The 17,174-nt window shown below is 43.4% G+C and carries 18 protein-coding genes; 14 read left to right on the forward strand and 4 right to left on the reverse strand.

Annotation, left to right across the window (positions count from 1 at the left end; genetic code table 11):
- Positions 1 to 126: 126 nt before the first annotated feature.
- The 3 genes from ACTSEZ_RS03540 to ACTSEZ_RS03550 all read left to right on the forward strand — a co-directional run bounded on the left by ACTSEZ_RS03540 (position 127) and on the right by ACTSEZ_RS03550 (position 6,188).
- Positions 127 to 1,653 (forward strand): Ppx/GppA phosphatase family protein, encoded by a 1,527-nt coding sequence (locus ACTSEZ_RS03540; protein WP_369732829.1) that lies wholly within the window; start codon positions 127 to 129, stop codon positions 1,651 to 1,653.
- A gap of 157 nt (positions 1,654 to 1,810) precedes the next feature.
- The gene (locus ACTSEZ_RS03545; RefSeq protein WP_369732830.1) at positions 1,811 to 3,922 is read left to right on the forward strand and encodes an RNA degradosome polyphosphate kinase; all 2,112 of its coding nucleotides are present in this window, start codon (positions 1,811 to 1,813) and stop codon (positions 3,920 to 3,922) included.
- Between the two features lie 166 nt (positions 3,923 to 4,088).
- Entirely contained in the window at positions 4,089 to 6,188 is a 2,100-nt protein-coding gene (locus ACTSEZ_RS03550) for a sensor domain-containing protein (RefSeq protein ID WP_369732831.1), read from the forward strand.
- 1 nt (position 6,189) lies between these two features.
- On the opposite strand, the gene ACTSEZ_RS03555 is transcribed toward ACTSEZ_RS03550, so the two are convergent.
- Positions 6,190 to 7,002, reverse strand: a complete 813-nt coding sequence (locus ACTSEZ_RS03555; RefSeq protein WP_369732832.1) for a metallophosphoesterase — start codon at positions 7,000 to 7,002, stop codon at positions 6,190 to 6,192.
- A 156-nt stretch (positions 7,003 to 7,158) separates the two neighbouring features.
- Here ACTSEZ_RS03555 and fadH point away from each other — a divergent pair, with 156 nt between their 5' ends.
- The 5 genes from fadH to ACTSEZ_RS03580 all read left to right on the forward strand — a co-directional run bounded on the left by fadH (position 7,159) and on the right by ACTSEZ_RS03580 (position 11,448).
- On the forward strand, positions 7,159 to 7,965 hold the full coding sequence (gene fadH / locus ACTSEZ_RS03560; protein ID WP_369732833.1) for a 2,4-dienoyl-CoA reductase: 807 nt from the start codon (positions 7,159 to 7,161) through the stop codon (positions 7,963 to 7,965).
- A 128-nt stretch (positions 7,966 to 8,093) separates the two neighbouring features.
- Positions 8,094 to 9,314 carry an EAL-associated domain-containing protein gene (locus ACTSEZ_RS03565; protein ID WP_369732834.1) on the forward strand — a complete coding sequence of 407 codons (1,221 nt, stop codon included), beginning with the start codon at positions 8,094 to 8,096 and terminating at the stop codon, positions 9,312 to 9,314.
- 56 nt (positions 9,315 to 9,370) lie between these two features.
- Entirely contained in the window at positions 9,371 to 9,610 is a 240-nt protein-coding gene (locus ACTSEZ_RS03570) for a hypothetical protein (protein ID WP_369732835.1), read from the forward strand.
- Positions 9,611 to 9,793: 183 nt separating this feature from the next.
- Positions 9,794 to 10,453: a DUF3993 domain-containing protein gene (locus ACTSEZ_RS03575; RefSeq protein WP_369732836.1), complete on the forward strand. Its 660-nt coding sequence runs from the start codon at positions 9,794 to 9,796 to the stop codon at positions 10,451 to 10,453.
- A gap of 98 nt (positions 10,454 to 10,551) precedes the next feature.
- Positions 10,552 to 11,448 (forward strand): manganese catalase family protein, encoded by an 897-nt coding sequence (locus ACTSEZ_RS03580; RefSeq protein WP_369732837.1) that lies wholly within the window; start codon positions 10,552 to 10,554, stop codon positions 11,446 to 11,448.
- Positions 11,449 to 11,493: 45 nt separating this feature from the next.
- On the opposite strand, the gene ACTSEZ_RS03585 is transcribed toward ACTSEZ_RS03580, so the two are convergent.
- Entirely contained in the window at positions 11,494 to 11,730 is a 237-nt protein-coding gene (locus tag ACTSEZ_RS03585; RefSeq protein ID WP_369732838.1) for a glutaredoxin domain-containing protein, read from the reverse strand.
- Between the two features lie 20 nt (positions 11,731 to 11,750).
- Positions 11,751 to 12,704 carry an MBL fold metallo-hydrolase gene (locus tag ACTSEZ_RS03590; protein WP_369732839.1) on the reverse strand — a complete coding sequence of 318 codons (954 nt, stop codon included), beginning with the start codon at positions 12,702 to 12,704 and terminating at the stop codon, positions 11,751 to 11,753.
- 177 nt (positions 12,705 to 12,881) lie between these two features.
- Here ACTSEZ_RS03590 and ACTSEZ_RS03595 point away from each other — a divergent pair, with 177 nt between their 5' ends.
- From ACTSEZ_RS03595 to ACTSEZ_RS03620, 6 genes are all read left to right on the forward strand, one after another.
- Positions 12,882 to 13,118, forward strand: a complete 237-nt coding sequence (locus ACTSEZ_RS03595) for a YkuJ family protein (RefSeq protein WP_029281554.1) — start codon at positions 12,882 to 12,884, stop codon at positions 13,116 to 13,118.
- Positions 13,119 to 13,132: 14 nt separating this feature from the next.
- Positions 13,133 to 13,282 carry a hypothetical protein gene (locus ACTSEZ_RS03600; RefSeq protein WP_369732840.1) on the forward strand — a complete coding sequence of 50 codons (150 nt, stop codon included), beginning with the start codon at positions 13,133 to 13,135 and terminating at the stop codon, positions 13,280 to 13,282.
- Between the two features lie 481 nt (positions 13,283 to 13,763).
- Positions 13,764 to 14,282, forward strand: a complete 519-nt coding sequence (locus ACTSEZ_RS03605; RefSeq protein ID WP_369732841.1) for a ribonuclease H-like YkuK family protein — start codon at positions 13,764 to 13,766, stop codon at positions 14,280 to 14,282.
- A gap of 73 nt (positions 14,283 to 14,355) precedes the next feature.
- The gene (gene abbA, locus ACTSEZ_RS03610) at positions 14,356 to 14,550 is read left to right on the forward strand and encodes an antirepressor AbbA (protein ID WP_029281550.1); all 195 of its coding nucleotides are present in this window, start codon (positions 14,356 to 14,358) and stop codon (positions 14,548 to 14,550) included.
- A 196-nt stretch (positions 14,551 to 14,746) separates the two neighbouring features.
- Positions 14,747 to 15,190: a cyclic-di-AMP-binding protein CbpB gene (gene cbpB, locus ACTSEZ_RS03615; protein ID WP_369732842.1), complete on the forward strand. Its 444-nt coding sequence runs from the start codon at positions 14,747 to 14,749 to the stop codon at positions 15,188 to 15,190.
- A gap of 70 nt (positions 15,191 to 15,260) precedes the next feature.
- Positions 15,261 to 16,784: an MDR family MFS transporter gene (locus tag ACTSEZ_RS03620; RefSeq protein ID WP_369732843.1), complete on the forward strand. Its 1,524-nt coding sequence runs from the start codon at positions 15,261 to 15,263 to the stop codon at positions 16,782 to 16,784.
- A gap of 20 nt (positions 16,785 to 16,804) precedes the next feature.
- Here the strand turns inward: ACTSEZ_RS03620 and ACTSEZ_RS03625 are convergent, their stop codons facing one another.
- Entirely contained in the window at positions 16,805 to 17,167 is a 363-nt protein-coding gene (locus ACTSEZ_RS03625) for a VOC family protein (RefSeq protein ID WP_369732844.1), read from the reverse strand.
- Positions 17,168 to 17,174 lie beyond the last annotated feature (7 nt).

Here is a 17,174-nt window from a genome sequence, read left to right on the forward strand (position 1 = left end):
AAGGCATTTCCTCAGTTCCGGTGTGTTAAAGCATCATATGTGCACATATGGATTTTGTTTCCGTAAGCTGTGCCACTCTGTTTCTTCGCTGTGGTATAATTTTCTAAATTCAGAGGAGTTGAGCAGATGATAAAGGAAAAATATGCGATTATTGACATTGGCTCCAACACAATGAGACTGGTTATTTATCAGCGCGATAAAAGCCGGAGACTCAAAGAAATTGAAAATGTAAAGATTTCGGCGAGGCTGCGGAATTATTTAACAGATGAGTCCATCTTAAACGACGAAGGAATCACCGTTTTAGTTTCATCACTGCTCAGTTTTCAGGAAGTAACGAGGCATCATGACCTTAAAAATGTGAAGTGTGCAGCAACGGCGACCGTCAGACAGGCTGTCAATAAGGACGCCGTACTGGGAATAGTCAAAGAAAAAACAGATTTTACAATCCGCATTCTCTCCGAATATGAAGAGGCTTATTACGGTTTCCTTGCAGCCGTAAATTCCACTCAGATCAGGAGCGGAATTACAATTGACATCGGCGGGGGGAGTACGGAGATTACCTACTTTGAAAACCGGAAGCTCATAAATTATCACAGCTTTCCTTTCGGTGCTCTGTCTTTAAAAAAAGAGTTTGTAAAAGGGGAAAAACCGACAAAGACAGAATTGCACGAGCTAAAGCTTTACCTTGAAGAAAACTTCAAAACACTGCCTTGGCTTATCAATAAACGTCTGCCGGTTGTCGGTATTGGGGGAAGTGCCCGGAATATTGTTCAAATCCACCAGGCCATGCAGGAATATCCGCTTGCCGGAGTCCACTTATATGAAATGTCGGCAAACGATCTCCTGGATGTTCAGCAATTTCTTTCCCCCATGTCCATGCATGAGCTGCAAAGAACGGAGGGTCTGTCAAAAGACAGGGCTGATATTATTCTTCCGGCAGCGCAGGTTTTTGTCACTCTGAGCGACATTACGGCCTCAGACCGGTTTATCTTGAGCCGAAAGGGCCTGAGGGACGGGGTATTTTATGAAGAGCTTACGAGAGGCACAGGAACAGCCATTTTTCCGAGTGTCATCGAAGAAAGCTTTCACGAATTGCTGAGTGATTATGACATTGACCTTGATCACGTGCAGCATGTCACAAAAATTGCCCTTGAGCTGTATTCGGGTTTAGCTGCTGCGGGGAAAGTTTCTTATACAGAAGAAGATATCCGCCTGATCAGGAAAGGATCATTTGTTTATAATCTCGGGCAGTACATTGATTCCGAATCAAGCAGCCAGCATACTTTTTACCTGATTGCCAACCGCACAATAGACGGTCTTTCCCACAGAGACAGACTGAAGCTTGCCCTGATCGCCTCCTTTAAAAGCAAGTCTGCCTACAAACAATATTCAGCTCCTTTCAAACACTGGTTTTCAAAGGTGGAGCAGCACAACATTATGCTGCTTGGGGCGATCATAAAATTTGCCTACAGTCTTAATGCGACAAAAAGAAATGTTGTTCGTTCAGTCAGCCTGCAGGATGAAATCGACCGTACAGTGTGCACGATCTTTTGTGAAGGCAATTTTATGCCAGAGGAGTATCAGGCAGAAAAACAAAAAAAGAATCTTGAAAAATTGCTGAAGAAAAACATTCAATTGAAGTTTCAGCAATAGATTAGTAAAGGAAAAAAGAAGAGGAGATGCTCTTCTTTTTTCTGCAGCATTTACATAAACCACATATAATCTTTACACATCATTTACATTCCTCTTAAACTCAAGTGCTATCATTACAAATGAATCCAAATGACTAATTCAAAAGGGTGACTTTTTTATGAGCACATTGCACACCGATGAGGCAAAACTTGGCAGCCCTCACTATTATAATAACCGGGAGCTCAGCTGGCTTGCTTTTAACAAAAGAGTGCTCGAAGAGGCGATTGACAGCAGAAATCCTCTTCTGGAACGATTGAAGTTCCTTGCGATTTTCAGCTCAAACCTTGATGAGTTTTTTATGGTCAGGGTTGCGGGTCTAAAGGACCAGGTGAAAGCGGGATTTGGCAAGCCTGAGAACAAAGCAGGACTTACCCCGAAACAGCAGCTTAAGCAAATATCAGCACTGAATCATAAACTGGTAGATCTCCAGGCAGGCACCTATAATGATGTGATTCTCCCTGCATTAAAGGAGGAAGGAATCTTATTCTTAAGCTTGGACAGCCTGCACATGAATCAGCTTGATATCATTGAAAAACATTTTGACGATCACATATTTCCTGTGCTCACCCCAATGGCTGTTGATGCATACAGGCCATTTCCAATGCTTCTGAATAAAAGCCTCAATCTTGTCGTTAAGCTTGAAGATCACTCTGAAACAGCAGAATTCAGGGCTAAAACAGCCATTGTGCAGGTTCCGGCTGTGCTCGACCGGTTTATTTCCATCCCTTCAGATGAAAATGACTGCGCATATGTGCTTTTGGAGGATGTGATTACCCGCCATATACATAAGCTGTTCCACGGCTATCAAGTTTTGTCGGTCACCCCTTTCCGCATAACCCGAAACGCTGATATGACGATACACGAAGAAGGAGCCAGAGACCTTCTGAAGGAAATTGAAAAAGAATTGAAGAAAAGAAAATGGGGTGCAGCCGTCCGGCTTGAAGTAAGAAAGAACGGCTTTGATTCGCACGTTTTGGATTATCTGCTTGAAGAACTTGAGATCCACAGCGGCGATGTTTATGAAATTGACGGGCCGCTTGATTTTACTTTTCTGTTTGGTTTTTACAAAGAGCTGAGTTCTAAATTTGAACATCTTACGTTTGAAACGTTTATTCCCCAGCCTCCTAAAGATCTTCTTGCTGATGATGATGTTTTTGAGACAGCTGCCGCGCAGGATCTGTTTTTGCACCACCCCTATGAATCATTCGAACCAGTGATTGATTTTGTCAGAGACGCAGCGGAAGACCCCGATGTATTAGCCATTAAGCAGACACTATACAGGGTAAGCGGAGGATCGCCCGTCATTGAAGCCCTGAAAAAAGCGGCTGAAAATGGCAAACAGGTAACCGTCCTTGTTGAACTTAAAGCAAGGTTTGACGAAGAGAACAATGTTCAGTGGGCAAAGGAACTGGAAAAAGCGGGATGTCATGTTATTTACGGCATGACCTACTTAAAAACCCACAGCAAAATCACGCTTGTTGTCAGAAGGAAAAACAGCCTGATTGAACGGTTTGTTCATCTGGGGACCGGAAATTACAACGATCAGACAGCGAAAATTTACACGGACATGAGTCTAATCACTTCTGACTACCATTTTGGAATAGATGCTACGAACTTCTTTAATTATTTAAGCGGTTATACAGAAAAACCGGAATTTCATCATTTGTCTGTCGCACCATTTGATATCCGGACGGATTTTTTAAAGCTTGTTGATCAGGAAATCGATTATCATCGTCATTTCGGAAACGGCAGAATGATTGCGAAGATGAATTCGCTGACAGATAAGGCGATTATTATGAAGCTTTATGAGGCCTCAATTGCAGGAGTGAAGATTGACTTGATTGTGCGGGGCACGTGCTGCCTTAGACCGGGAATTGAAGGAATCAGTGATAAAATCCGGGTAAGAAGCATTGTCGGGAGATTCCTTGAGCACAGCCGGATTTACTCTTTTCATCACAACGGCGAAAAGAAAATGTTTTTATCCTCTGCTGACATGATGACCAGAAATATGGAAAAACGGGTTGAAATTCTATTTCCTGTGTTTGATGGTAAAATAAAATCCAGAATCTTCTCTATGCTTGATATTATGCTGGCTGATAACGTAAAAGCAAGAGAACAGGATGCGTCGGGTGACTATCACTATGTAACAAGGCTGCCTGATGAAGAGGAGATTGACAGCCAGGCAATATTGCGGAAATTATCCTACAGAGTTTCTGAGGATGAGGAATAATCAGAAGAGTGCCTTTCAGGTGCTCTTTTTTACGATGAAGAAAATGGTACCCTCAATTTCACACAAGGAATCATAGTACAGGCAGCGCAGGATATGATACTATGAAAAAAGACTTATTAAAAACGGTGCAGTGATAGAATAAGACCATGTTAAGAATGAGGGTATCATGAATAAATTAAAGAAAGCCATTACAGAAGATTTCAGTTCAGAAGAAAACATTGAAAAAATAGAATCGATTATTTTTGCTATTATTCTTGAACATATAAAAGACCTTGTTTTTCTGATGAAAGTTGATGAGGGTCAGCTGCGGTATGTATTTGTGAATGACGAAGGAGTGAGGCATGCCGGTCTTCCGGAGCATTACGGGGGCATGGCGCTTTCGGATGTGATGGATAAAAACGCCTCCCTCCACCTCACGCAAATGTACAGGACCGTCATTGAGTTAAAAGAACCTTATTCCTTTCAGGATCAAGTGCAGTTATTGGATGGGTCCGGCATGTTCGGCGAATCGATGCTGACGCCTATTTTAAACGATAGAGGAGACGTCATCTATATTATTTCAGTCACAAGGGATATTTCAGATCGAATGCTTGAAAGGCAAAAGCTTATTGAGAGCGAGCAGAGATACAGGTCCCTGTTCGATCACACGAATGACAGCATCCTCTCACTCGATCTGAACGGCACTATCCTTTCGGCGAATCCCGCTGCGATTAATCTTTTTAAAAAAGTAACGATTTCAATTACAGGGAAATCCATATTTAAACTGTTTGAAAAGAACGCAGCTGAAACTGAAAAGCTGTTAACGGAAGCCTCTGAAGGAAGAACGTTTGAGACAGACGTCAAGCTGACAGTGAAAAGCAAGGAATGGCACCTTCACCTGAAAACATTTCCTATTGTCTTAAATGGAAGCGTTCAGGGCATCTATCTGTTTGCTAAAGACGTTTCTGAGCAAAAGAGGCACGAGGCCCTGATCAGTCATATGGCTTTTCATGATGCTCTTACCGGTCTTTTGAACCGGACGGCCCTTGAAAAACATCTTAAGGAATGTTTCAGCAGCGATGCGGGCTCTGTTCATGCGCTCATGTATATAGACCTTGACAGATTCAAATGGCTAAATGATACGGCAGGTCACTCAGCAGGAGATCTGCTCCTGCAAAAAGTAAGCGCTCGCCTGCAGTCAATTGAAGCACCGTCCTTCAGTGTCTACAGACACGGAGGGGACGAATTTATTCTGTTATTCAAAAATACAAATCAAAAGGAAGCAGTAACTTATGCTAAGCAAATCCTTGATTTGTTTGCCGACCCTTATTATCTCAATGAACTTGTCTATTTTGTCAGTCCGAGTATCGGAATCAGCCTGTACCCTGAGCATGGACTAAGCGGGGAAGAGCTGATTGCGGGGGCCGATCTTGCCCTATATGAAGCCAAGCATCAGGGAAGGGGACAATTTCAAGTATTCCATGCCGGGCTCCATCACCGGTCAAAAAGGCTGCTTGCTATGGATTCAGGCCTCAGGCAGGCGATTGAAAACGATGAACTTCACCTTGTCTATCAGCCTCAGATTAACCTTGAAACGGGTGCGACAGAGGGTTTTGAAGTTCTTGTCCGATGGGAAAGCGTGGTGCTTGGAAATGTTTCTCCTGCTGAATTCATTCCTGCTGCAGAAGAGTCCGGACTAATGATTCCCATTGGAGAATGGATAATGGAAGAAGCGTTCAGGCAGCTTGCAGAGTGGAGGTTTGAAGGATTCGGGGACCAATGCATTTCCATCAACCTGTCTTCCAAACAATTTGAGCAGCGCAACCTTCCTGAAATGATCAGGTCGTTGCTTCAAACCTATCAGATTATGCCCCGGCAAATTACACTCGAAGTGACTGAAAGCGCCCTTCATCACCAAAAAGAAGCTTCACTTGCTTTAAAGAAGCTTAAAGAAATCGGTGTGAGGATCGCGATTGATGATTTTGGGAGCGGATTAACTTCGCTGCAAAGCCTTAAAACGTATCCTGTGGACCTTTTAAAAATCGATCCGGCATTTATTAAAGGCGGAATTAGTGACGGCAAAGACGCTGCTGTGATTGCTTCAATCGTTCACTTTGCTCAAAGTCTTTCTCTTGAAGTTCTCGCAGAAGGAATTGAGACTGAGAATCAGGCGGAGTGGCTGCTCTCGCTGAATTGCAACAGGGGGCAGGGATTTTATTTTTCAGGTCCGCTTTTGCCATCAGAAATAACGTCCGGGTTCAGCTGCAGCACCAAAAAAGCACCATAATTCAGGTGCTTTTTTCGTTTGTTTTTAAAGTGAAAACAGTGATTTCAGGAACGGAAAGAAATCGGAAAGGAAGCCTCGTTGTACCAAGCCCCCTGTTCACATACAGGGTCAGCCCATCCTCTTCATACATGCCTTCTGTATAGACAGAAGCAAAGGGAGGAGTTACGAGCGGGCCATACAGGGGCAGCTGGACCTGGCCGCCGTGGCTATGGCCTGAAAGCTGCCAGTCTGCAGGGTGCTTTTTCGTTTCCAGTGCGGCATCCGGCTCATGTGCGAGAAGGAGAGTGAATTGCCTGCTGTCTGCTCCGGCAAGTGCCTGCTGATAATCAGGTTTTCCAAGCATCAAATCGTCGATCCCGGCCAAATAGATGAATGAACCATCCAGCAATGCAATCTTTTTGCCGCTGTTTTTCAGCAGAGAAAATCCGGATTCATCCATTATGGCCTTATAAACGTCTGTGCCGTATCCCCCATGGTCGTGATTTCCGTATATGGAGTATTTTCCGAGCGGTGCTTTTAATTTTTTCAGTTCAGGGGCGATTTTATGCAAATATTCATATTGATTCGGTTTATCGACAAGATCACCTGTAAATAAAATGATATCGGGTGAAAGCTGGTTTATTTTACTGACAACTTTAACCAGCTGGTCAATTGAATAATCATGACCCAGATGGGTATCGCTGAACTGAATCATCTTAAGGCCATCAAAGGCCGGAGGGATTTTGCCGTTTTTCATAGTTATCTGAGTCACTTTTATCAATTTTGGCTCAATATACCTTGCATAAGCATAGCCGAAAAAAAGAGCAAGAAGCATTCCGGCAGCTGCTGATAAAAAAAGTTTGAGAAAACTCCTTCTTGAATGGGTGTGTTCCAGACCGCCGCCCCCTTTCTTAAAGACTGCCCCTACTACTTTTAGAAAGACGGGCCGTTTTCCTCTTTTTCAGATAATTATTTTAATTGTTAGAAAACTATGGTAAAATATGAATGGTCATTCATTTTGGGGGTGTTTTTGTTGAAGGATAAAGTAATTATTGTAACAGGCGGTTCCAGCGGGATGGGAAAAGCAATGGCGGCAAAGTTTGCTGCACAAGGCGCGAACGTTGTCATTACGGGAAGATCACTTGAAAATTTAGAAGCAGCCAAAGAAGAAATGACAGGTCTTGAAGGGACAATCACTCCTTTCCAGATGGATGTGAGGGTGCCTGAAATGTCGGAAGAACTGATCCGCAAAACGGATGAAGCATTCGGACGAATTGACGGACTTGTCAATAATGCTGCAGGGAATTTCATCTGTCCTGCAGAACAGCTTTCAGTTAATGGATGGAACTCAGTCATTAATATTGTATTGAACGGCACGTTTTACTGCAGCAGTGCAGCAGGGAAGTACTGGATTGAAAAGCAGCAAAAAGGATCAATTCTGAATATGGTTGCTACATACGCATGGGGAGCAGGAGCGGGTGTCATTCACTCCGCTGCAGCGAAAGCAGGCGTGCTGTCCATGACAAGAACGCTTGCTGTTGAATGGGGAAGAAAATACGGCATTCGGGTAAATGCCATCGCACCTGGTCCTATTGAGAGAACTGGGGGAGCGGACAAGCTGTTTCAATCTGAGGAAGCAGCTAAAAGAACGCTGAAAAGTGTGCCGCTCGGACGTCTTGGAACACCGGAGGAAATCGCATCCCTTGCTTCGTTCATTCTTTCTGAAGAAGCCTCGTACATGAACGGGGAATGCATTACATTAGACGGCGGACAATGGCTGAATCAGCACCCGTTTTAATCACTGACGATCCATTCAAAAAAGATGCTCGCTTCAGAGCATCTTTTTTTCATATCATAAGCACCATTAAACCGGTCTCCCTCTATGGTATAATCATACAAAAACAAAGAGAGAAAGCGGGATGGGATATGGATCCATTGGATATCATGGCTAACCTGGAGCACGCAAAACCGTTCTGCCAGGCCATTTTCAGTGCAGATGAACAAAAGGTCATCGGGTATGAGATTGTGGGGAGAATCTACATTGATAATGAATGGAAGAGCATGGGGCCATTTTTTAGAGATGATTCCATTCCTGATGAATACAGACTCGAGGCAGATTACCACATCTTACATATGGCGCTGGATCATTTTCTTGATCCGGCTGATGATACCCTGATTTTTATTAACAGAGATGCGAACCTGCTCATGCTCGATCATGGTGAAAGCCTTCTCGAACTATTGTTTCAATGGCAGGAAAAGGGCGGAAATCTTGAACGGATCGTGATTGAAATTACGGAACATACATTTACTGGAGATATAACGCAGCTTACACATGTTTTTACCTATTACCGGACATACGGCATTAAAATGGCGGTTGAGAATGTAGGGAAAGCAAGCAGCAATCTGGACAGAATCGCTCTTTTGATGCCAAATATCCTGAAGATTGATCTGCAGCCTCTCAGGTTAACGTCTCCTCTGCAAACGTATCACGATGTTCTGTATTCCATATCACTGCTTGCAAGAAAAATAGGTGCAGCCATTTTGTACAGCGAAATTGACCTTCACTTTCAATTTCAGTACGCGTGGAAAAATGGCGGCCGCTTTTTTCAGGGGGATTATCTTCAGCCGCCAAAAGAAGGCAAAATAGAACCTTACCTTCTGAAAGAAAAAATGACAGGAGAGTTTCAGGCGTTCATAAGGTATGAAAAGAAAAAACTGCAGCATTTCTATGACCTGTCAGAAGAGTTTCATCAACGAATCAGCCTTCTTTTTGCAAAAGAATCCAGGCATGCTACAGGTTCGTTTGATGAACTGATTAAAAAACTCTCGGAAGAACTGAACGATTGCTGTTTCAGGATCTACGTCTGCGACGGGGACGGTTTTCAGCAAAGCTCGAACTTCCTGAAAAAAGACAACGAATGGAAAATCCAGCCACACTACAATCTTAAAAACTGGAGCTGGCGCCCTTATTTTCTTGAAAATATCATGAAGATGCAGATCAGAAAAAAAGGCTTTTTCAGTGATGTGTACAGCGACATTGAAACAGGTGAATCCATCAGAACGTTCTCCTACCCGATTGATCAAAAGCATTACCTGTTCCTCGATCTGCCCTATTCCTATCTTTATGAAAATGAGGGGCTGCTGTAATAAATTTTGTTCATTGCGCCATCCTAAATAGAAAGAACGCTCTAAGGGGTGACAATATGGACAAATTCACACTCGCTCTGGCTATTCTGGCATTTATGATTGCAGCAGGCGGACTGCTGTATACCATTGGTGTAGGCCGGCTTGTGGACACTAGAAAGAGCGAACACGATACCCAAATGAATGAGAAAATTCAGGCCCATCCCTATATCCGCAATCCAATATTCCTGGCATGCCTGATTGCAGCAGCTTTCATTGCAATCTACATTTTTTATCTTGCTTTCACACGTACATGGTAAACAGCAGCAGTCAGCTGCTGTTTTTTTGTTTGGAAAAAAGACGATTATCCTTTTCTCAATAGGGTAAGGATTAAAATAAGAGAAATTGTCAGAAAATGATGGTATTTTGTGGATTATCGTTGGATAAAAACGACACAGACTCTGATAAAATTTAAGCACAGATATTAGCGGGAGGGTAATGACATGAAACTTTTTTTAAGCACACTCGTCGCACTTATATTATTTCTGGGTTACGGACATACAGGTTCTGCTGAGGAACTGCTGACTGAAGAACAATCGGTTCAGGCAGTGCAGAAGGCGTCAGAGGTACAGGCGTCCCTCACCGAAAAGGAACGGCCTTTAAACGAAATAAAGGCTATGATGGAGCCTTATTTCACCCGTTCGTTTATTGAAAAGTATGTAAAAGAAAATGTAAAAGAGACTGAAAACGGCTATATTGTGTTCGGCAGCGATTTCACCCCTTACACCATGCCTTACTTTAATTATGATGAAGAGATGACGTTCGGCGCTGAAAAGAATACGCATAAATTATTTCAGTTTTTTCCTGCAGAAGAGGAGGGGCCTGTGAGCTATGATGACCATTATGAGGCTGTCCTGTTTGTGCAGGAGAACGGCGGATACAAAATTGAAGATGTCGTCTTTTCAGAAACTGAGCCCAAAATAGAATCTCCTGAAAAGAAGAAGCCGTTTAATGTCAGTCTGATTTTCGATAAGCCAGAGGCTGTTTCATTTGTAAATGAGGACGGTTTCAGTTTTATGTGGAACCCTTATCTTCAGATGAAAACACTGCTGAGCGCTTACGTCTCAGACGTTCAGACAAGTGCTGCAGGATATGCGGAGTGATAAGAAAGAAACCACCCTGGTCTTCAGACAGGTAATAAGACAAATCCCGGCCTGCATACCTTTTAGAGGGAACCACTCTTTTAAAGGGGGATTACGGGATGATAAAGCGGTTTAACCGGCTGCTGATTGAGCTGCCAAAGCCGAAGTATGCGGATCCAAATGCGGCAGCTGCCGTTCAGGAGCTGCTCGGCGGAAAATTCGGAGAGATGTCAACGCTGAATAATTATATGTTTCAGTCGTTTAATTTCAGGCAGAAGAAAAAGCTGAAGCCTTTTTATGACCTGGTCTCAAGCATAACAGCCGAGGAGTTTGGCCATGTTGAGCTCGTTTCCAATACCATCAATTTAATGCTCACCGGTTCAACGTATCCTGCGCCTCCTGATGCAACTCCTATGCAGGGGGCAAAGGACAAAAGGAACAGCCAGCATTTCATTCAGACGGCACAGACTTCTTATCCATTTGACTCTATGGGAAAACCATGGACGGGAGAAAATGTATTCAACAGCGGGAATCTGGTCCTTGATCTGCTTCATAACTTTTTCCTTGAATGCGGGGCGAGGACGCATAAAATGAGAGTGTATGAGATGACGGACCACCCGGTTGCAAGAGAGATGATCGGGTACTTGCTCGTTCGGGGCGGGGTACATGTCGTTGCCTATGCAAAAGCTCTTGAAGTCATTACAGGTGTTGATGTCGGAAAAATGCTGCCGATTCCAAATCTCGACAATAAAGCCTTCGCCGATGCGAGAAAATTCGAGGACATGGGCATCCATCTGAGGCTTTATACGTTCAGCGATACCGATTACAGGGACATAAATAAAATCTGGAAGGGACCGCATCCGATTGACGGCCAGCCTTTAAAAGTATTTGACGGAATGCCATCAGGAGCGCCGGTGCCGGAACTGGATGAAGTACCTGAAGAATTCGCCCCGGGCATTTCTAAAGAGGATTTTGATGAAATTGCTAAAAGGCTGATGAGGTCAGCGGGTATATAAAAAGGATGTCCCAAAAATAAACTTTGGGACATCCTTTTTGCTCGTTTAGCCAATTTCAAGCAGTTTTTCAAGCTTTTTCAAATCGAATCCAGCTACTGTTTCCCCGTCTACCAACACTGTTGGTGTAGAAAAAGATTTTAATTTTTCTGTCATTCTCTTTCTTGCTTCAGCATCTTCTGCTACATTGAAAACCTTGTATTGTATCCCGTGATGATCTAAAAACTGCTTGACGATCTGACACGGAGGACATTCGGGCTGTGTATAGACATGTACTTCTTTCATTCCTGTCATGCTCCTTTTTTTCAGCTCTTTATCTTTTTGGCATATGCATCGACAAGACCCATGGCACAGACGGATAAATCAAGATCCAGTATTCTGTATACACTGTGTGATCTTGGGATGCCTTTTAAATCAAGATACGCATAAATCTCGTGTTGAAGTTCCATTTTAACATGTTCTGCTGCTGAACGAACCCCGGTTTGACCCGCGACTGTTTCCACTGCCCTGATAAAGACCGGCAGCCACTCCCTGAGTGCAGCCGTAGCGGCTTTTGGATTGCGGCTCACTCCGAAATGGCTGAAATGGATTGCCTTTAAGTCCAGGCTGTCAAATAAATCCGCGGCTTCAAGCATCGCTTCCGGGTTGAACTGATTCGGGGAAGTGGACGGCAAATAAAATTCAAGCCCTTCAGATAGCAGCTCCTGATAGTAAATGCCGATTGTATCCCCTGTATACATACTCATGCTTTTATGGTCTAAAATGCTGAAATGATGATTGGCATGCCCGGGTGTATCATAAAAAGTGAGCTTTGAATCCGGTCCGATCTGAATAGATTCGCCATCTGACATGGCGATAATCCGGTCTTCGGGCACAGGCACGATCGGGGAAAAAAGATCATCAAACTGTTCGCCGTACACCGCTTTTGCACCGGCAATCAGCCTGGTGGGATCGATTAAATGCCTTGCCCCTTTCGGATGCACGACAACCTTTGCATTCGGACAGCTTTCAAGAAGCAGACCGGCTCCGCCTGCATGGTCAAGGTGGACGTGGGTAACAATAATATAGGAAATATCTTCAAGCCGGACGCCAAGGTCATTCAACCCATTTTTAATATGTGGAACAGAAGGACTTGATGAAGGCTCAAAGAGTGTGATATTCTCTTCAAGTAATACATAGGAACTTGTACGACCCGTCATCCCTAAATCATGACTGTCGATGATTGCTGAACGTTCATCCATTTTGGTTACAAGCGACACGTTTTTACCCCCTTGTGATCATTGATTTCTCCCATCATACTCATTTTATGTTTGCCCGGAGACGATGTAAAGAATTTTCAGGCAGCTGTAAAATACGATGGATAGAATAAAGAAGGACGCACAAACTAGAGGCGAAGGCGGACCTCAAGTTGACTCACTCTGTTGGAGGTGATACTAATGTCACAGCTTTTAGGTATCATAACTAGACTTCAAAGTCTGCAGGAAAATGCCGTTTCGAATGAACCAAGCCAGCGCTTCTTTGAAGTTGAGGGTGAAAAACGCTGCAGTGTAAAATATTTTGATAAAACGGATACGTTCGAACTTGAAGTATTCCAAAAAGATGAAAAGCCCCAGTCTTATCAATTTGACAACATCGATATGATCGCAATTGAGATTTTTGATTTGCTCCAATAAACGGGAGGGAACCGATGAATACGAAACCAAGCGTCATTTGTCCGAATTGCCATGAGCAGCAGCCTCTGAATGAAGTGCTGACTGCCCTGTCCAATCAGAATGTCAATTATTCGTGTTCCAACTGCCATTATCATATGCGTAATATTCAAACGAAAAAAGGGTAAACAGCCAAAACATTGGCTGTTTTTTTTGATGTTTAGAAAATTATAAAGTTAAAAGGCTGTGGAAAACATAACCAAGTTATCCTCGGCAAACGCAAGCGCCTAGATCCTTTGTCAGAACAAATCCGGCAAAAAAGACGGGACCCGGACTTTTCTGCCGGATTCTTATCTGCCTATCGGAGCGGGCCTTGGCGCTTCGGCTTTTGTTCTGGTTATTTTCTAGTTTTAACCAACATTTGGTTAAGTGAAAAAAGTTTTTATAAATTTGTGTGAAAATCCGAAACCTTCATTCAATTTCAAACGTTATATATAGTGACTCGGGTAATGGAGGCGGATCTGTTCAGCGGTTAAACAGCAGACTGTTTAAAAAGAGGGCTTTGAGGAAAAAATATACTATAAAATTTACGCCAATTTGCTCAATACTCTCTTCAGCCAAGCATATAATATCTTGGTTCTGTAATTTCCGCTGAAAAGGAGCTGTCATATGACTGACCATTTTGCCTTTTACAATGTCTCTGAAGGAAACATGTCATTTGATGCTATGATCCATAAAATTAAATCCTTCCTGAAGAAAGACCCGAGAAGCACCTATCTTCTGTCAATCGGCACAGATTCACAGGTTCATCAGACAGAAACAAAGTTTATCACTGCTGTTCATGTTCACCGTCTCGGAAAAGGAGCGTGGGGCTGCCTGAAGAATTCGGTCATCCCGCGGCCAATAACGAGCCTCCATGAAAAAATATCCATGGAAACGACTTTAAGCCAGGAGCTTGCCTATGCGTTTACATCCGTTTATTTGGGAGAGCTTGCAGAAATTCTTATTCCTTATTCGGATGAGGGAGCAGATCTTACATTTGAAATTCATCTGGATATTGGGAGGAAGGGTGTGACAAAGGACCTTATTCAGGAGATGACCGGAAGAATTCAGGCTATGGGCCTGGAAGCAAAAATCAAGCCTGACTCCTATACTGCATTCAGCTATGCCAATCGGTTCACAAAATAATGAATCTGTCGGAATTTGCGGTTGACGCAGTGCTTTTTCATTGATTAATCTATCATTAAGGGGGCAATCTATTATGAATTCTGCAGCAGAAATTCTTTCACAGGACGACCAAAAATTTTTAGTTGAGCTTCTTCTTAAACAGCAATATGCTCTGGAGCTGGTCAGCAGCGAGATTTATGAAATTGAAAACGGCACAAAACAGTCTGATCATGCAACCTATCAAAAACTGATCCGGCTGTATGACCGAATCCGATTTGAAGTGAAATGATTACATACGCCTGGTACTCTTAGCAAGAGTATCTTTTTTTTGCTTTTCATGTTAAAAGATGCTCTTGAGGGAATGGCAAAGAGAGATGTATCCGCATTTCTTTCCCTCTTTGTGGTAAAATAAAAAGGTGGTTTGAACATATTTAAAGCGGGGTAAATGGGTTCGGTGTGAACTTTTTTAGAGAGGGAGAACAAATGTGATTAGCATACATACAAAGAAATTGCTGAATGAATCAACGATAGAAGAATATATGATACCTTCAGATAAGGTTGCACATGTACAGATTGGCAATAACCTCGAGCATGCACTGCTTGTTTTGACGAAAACAGGCTACACGGCAGTGCCGGTTCTTGATCCTTTCTTTAAACTGCATGGACTTCTTGGCACAAACATGATGATGGATGCTATCTTAGGCCTCCAGCGAATTGAATTTGAGAAGCTTGAACATATGAAGGTTGAAGAGGCTATGAATGCAGATATTCCAAGGCTGCATTTAAAAGATCCGATTTCCAAAGGGCTGGATTTGGTCATTGATCACTCTTTTGTCTGTGTTGTCGATGACGACGGCATATTTGAGGGAATCCTGACAAGACGCGCCATTTTGAAAGAACTTCAGAAACAAATGATTGAAAATAGATAAATTCCGGGAGAGAAGGAGAGGAACATTTGCTCCTTCTTTTGCTTTTTAACGGAAAAGGGAGACGATAAAGGTGGCACAGGCTATTCTTGAAAAAGAAGAAATCAAGCAGCAGTCTTCGAATAGAAAGCGCCCATTTATCCTGGCTGCGGTTATGCTCGCAATGTTTATGGCTGCTATCGAAGCAACAATTGTATCCACTGCCATGCCTGCGATTGTAGGAGAGCTTGGAGGATTTTCGTTATACAGCTGGGTTTTTTCGTCCTATTTGCTGATGAATGCTGTTACCGTTTTGATTTATGGGAAGTTATCCGATCTGTTCGGCAGAAAGCCTGTCCTTATATTCGGCATTTCTGTTTTTCTCGCCGGTTCTGCGATGTGCGGGATGGTCAGCTCGATGGAGTGGCTGATTGCAGCAAGGTTTATCCAAGGGTTTGGAGCAGGCGCTGTCATGCCGATTGCATCGACAATTGTTGGAGACATTTATACAAAAGAAGAGCGGGCTAAAATTCAGGGATACTTATCAAGCGTATGGGGGATTTCTGCCGTAATGGGACCTGCAATCGGCGGGCTTTTAGTCCAGTTTGTGAGCTGGAGATTTGTCTTTTGGGTTAATATTCCGCTTGGGCTTTTAGCGATTGCAGGGCTTGTTTTCTATCTCCACGAAAATGTGGAGCGAAAAAAACATGAAATTGATTACAAGGGAGCCCTATTCTTATTTCTTTCCATAAGCACAGCTATGATTGTTCTTGTGGAAGGAGGCATCAGATGGCCATGGATGTCGAGTCCGGTCATTTTGATCTCATCGGCTGCGGTTTTGTCTTTTGTCCTATTTATTCGACAGGAAAAACGTGCAAAAGAGCCTATGATGCCGTTTAGTATCTGGAAAGAAAAAAGCATCTTCATCGCAAACATAACCTCATTAACAACAGGTGTTATGCTGATTGGAATCTCATCTTTTCTTCCGGCTTTTGTACAGGCTGTGATGGGACAGACCCCGATTATTGCGGGATTTACTCTTACCGCTATGTCCATTGGCTGGCCAATCGCATCAACCATATCAGGGCGGCTCCTTTTTAAAATTGGTTTTAGAACCACCTCGGTTATCGGAGGTGCAGCCCTGATCGCCGGAAGTGCTGTTTTCTTCACGCTGACACCGGACGACGGCCCTCTGTGGGCTGCCTTTGGTTCCTTCCTTGTCGGCATAGGGATGGGAATGACCACGACGGCTTTCATTGTCTCCATTCAAAGTACAGTCAGCTGGGAGCAGAGGGGTTCAGCAACAGCGGCAAACATGTTTATGAGGACGCTGGGTAATACGATTGGCGCCGCTTTGCTTGGAGGAATACTAAATACCCGGCTGCAGTCTTATTTCAGGGATGAAGGAATTGGTGAAACAATCAATCTTGATTCCGTTAACAGGCTCCTCAGCCCTGAGGAAGCATCAAAGCTTTCTGATGATGCCATGCAGGCTTTAAAAGAAGGCCTGACATACTCCCTTCACAGTGTTTATATTATTGTGTTCCTATTTGCTGTTATCAGTTTCGTTCTTATATTAAGGCTTCCAAAAGAAAAGAAAGAGGCGCAGGAGAAGTAACTCCCGCGCCTTTTTGCTGTTTAATTTAGTTCAAGGAGTTCAATCCGGTTTCCGAATGGATCGTAAAATGAAAATCTGTTTACACCGAGAATCGGTATCTCTTCTTTCATTTCTACAGAAAGCTTAGTCAGATAATCCCTGGCATCTTTAAGATCTTCTACTTCAAAGGCCGGGTGCCGTTTGCTTTTGGATCCGTCCGTTTCCTCAAGGCCGATATGCAGTTCTAATGATCCTGCACGGCACCAGAAACCGCCATTCTTTAGAAGTGCCGACGGCTTAGGTATTTCTTCAAATCCGAGCTCTTGAATGTAAAACTTACGGGCAGGTTCTTCTTCTGCAGGAGAAACGCACAGCTGCAGATGATGAAGGCTTTTTATTTTCATTGGGAAA

The organism is Metabacillus mesotrionivorans, assembly GCF_052171315.1.
Lineage (GTDB): Bacteria > Bacillota > Bacilli > Bacillales > Bacillaceae > Bacillus_P.

Coding starts and splice junctions, on each gene's coding strand:
- ACTSEZ_RS03545 (WP_369732830.1), top strand. CDS start 1,811: ATGAGCACATTGCACACCGATGAGGCAAAACTTGGCAGCCCTCACTAT.
- ACTSEZ_RS03575 (WP_369732836.1), top strand. CDS start 9,794: ATGAAACTTTTTTTAAGCACACTCGTCGCACTTATATTATTTCTGGGT.
- ACTSEZ_RS03625 (WP_369732844.1), bottom strand. CDS start 17,167: ATGAAAATAAAAAGCCTTCATCATCTGCAGCTGTGCGTTTCTCCTGCA.
- ACTSEZ_RS03555 (WP_369732832.1), bottom strand. CDS start 7,002: ATGCTTCTTGCTCTTTTTTTCGGCTATGCTTATGCAAGGTATATTGAG.
- ACTSEZ_RS03540 (WP_369732829.1), top strand. CDS start 127: ATGATAAAGGAAAAATATGCGATTATTGACATTGGCTCCAACACAATG.
- ACTSEZ_RS03565 (WP_369732834.1), top strand. CDS start 8,094: ATGGATCCATTGGATATCATGGCTAACCTGGAGCACGCAAAACCGTTC.
- fadH (WP_369732833.1), top strand. CDS start 7,159: ATGGTAAAATATGAATGGTCATTCATTTTGGGGGTGTTTTTGTTGAAG.
- ACTSEZ_RS03595 (WP_029281554.1), top strand. CDS start 12,882: ATGTCACAGCTTTTAGGTATCATAACTAGACTTCAAAGTCTGCAGGAA.
- abbA (WP_029281550.1), top strand. CDS start 14,356: ATGAATTCTGCAGCAGAAATTCTTTCACAGGACGACCAAAAATTTTTA.
- ACTSEZ_RS03585 (WP_369732838.1), bottom strand. CDS start 11,730: ATGAAAGAAGTACATGTCTATACACAGCCCGAATGTCCTCCGTGTCAG.
- ACTSEZ_RS03570 (WP_369732835.1), top strand. CDS start 9,371: ATGGACAAATTCACACTCGCTCTGGCTATTCTGGCATTTATGATTGCA.
- ACTSEZ_RS03605 (WP_369732841.1), top strand. CDS start 13,764: ATGACTGACCATTTTGCCTTTTACAATGTCTCTGAAGGAAACATGTCA.
- ACTSEZ_RS03580 (WP_369732837.1), top strand. CDS start 10,552: ATGATAAAGCGGTTTAACCGGCTGCTGATTGAGCTGCCAAAGCCGAAG.
- ACTSEZ_RS03600 (WP_369732840.1), top strand. CDS start 13,133: ATGAATACGAAACCAAGCGTCATTTGTCCGAATTGCCATGAGCAGCAG.
- ACTSEZ_RS03550 (WP_369732831.1), top strand. CDS start 4,089: ATGAATAAATTAAAGAAAGCCATTACAGAAGATTTCAGTTCAGAAGAA.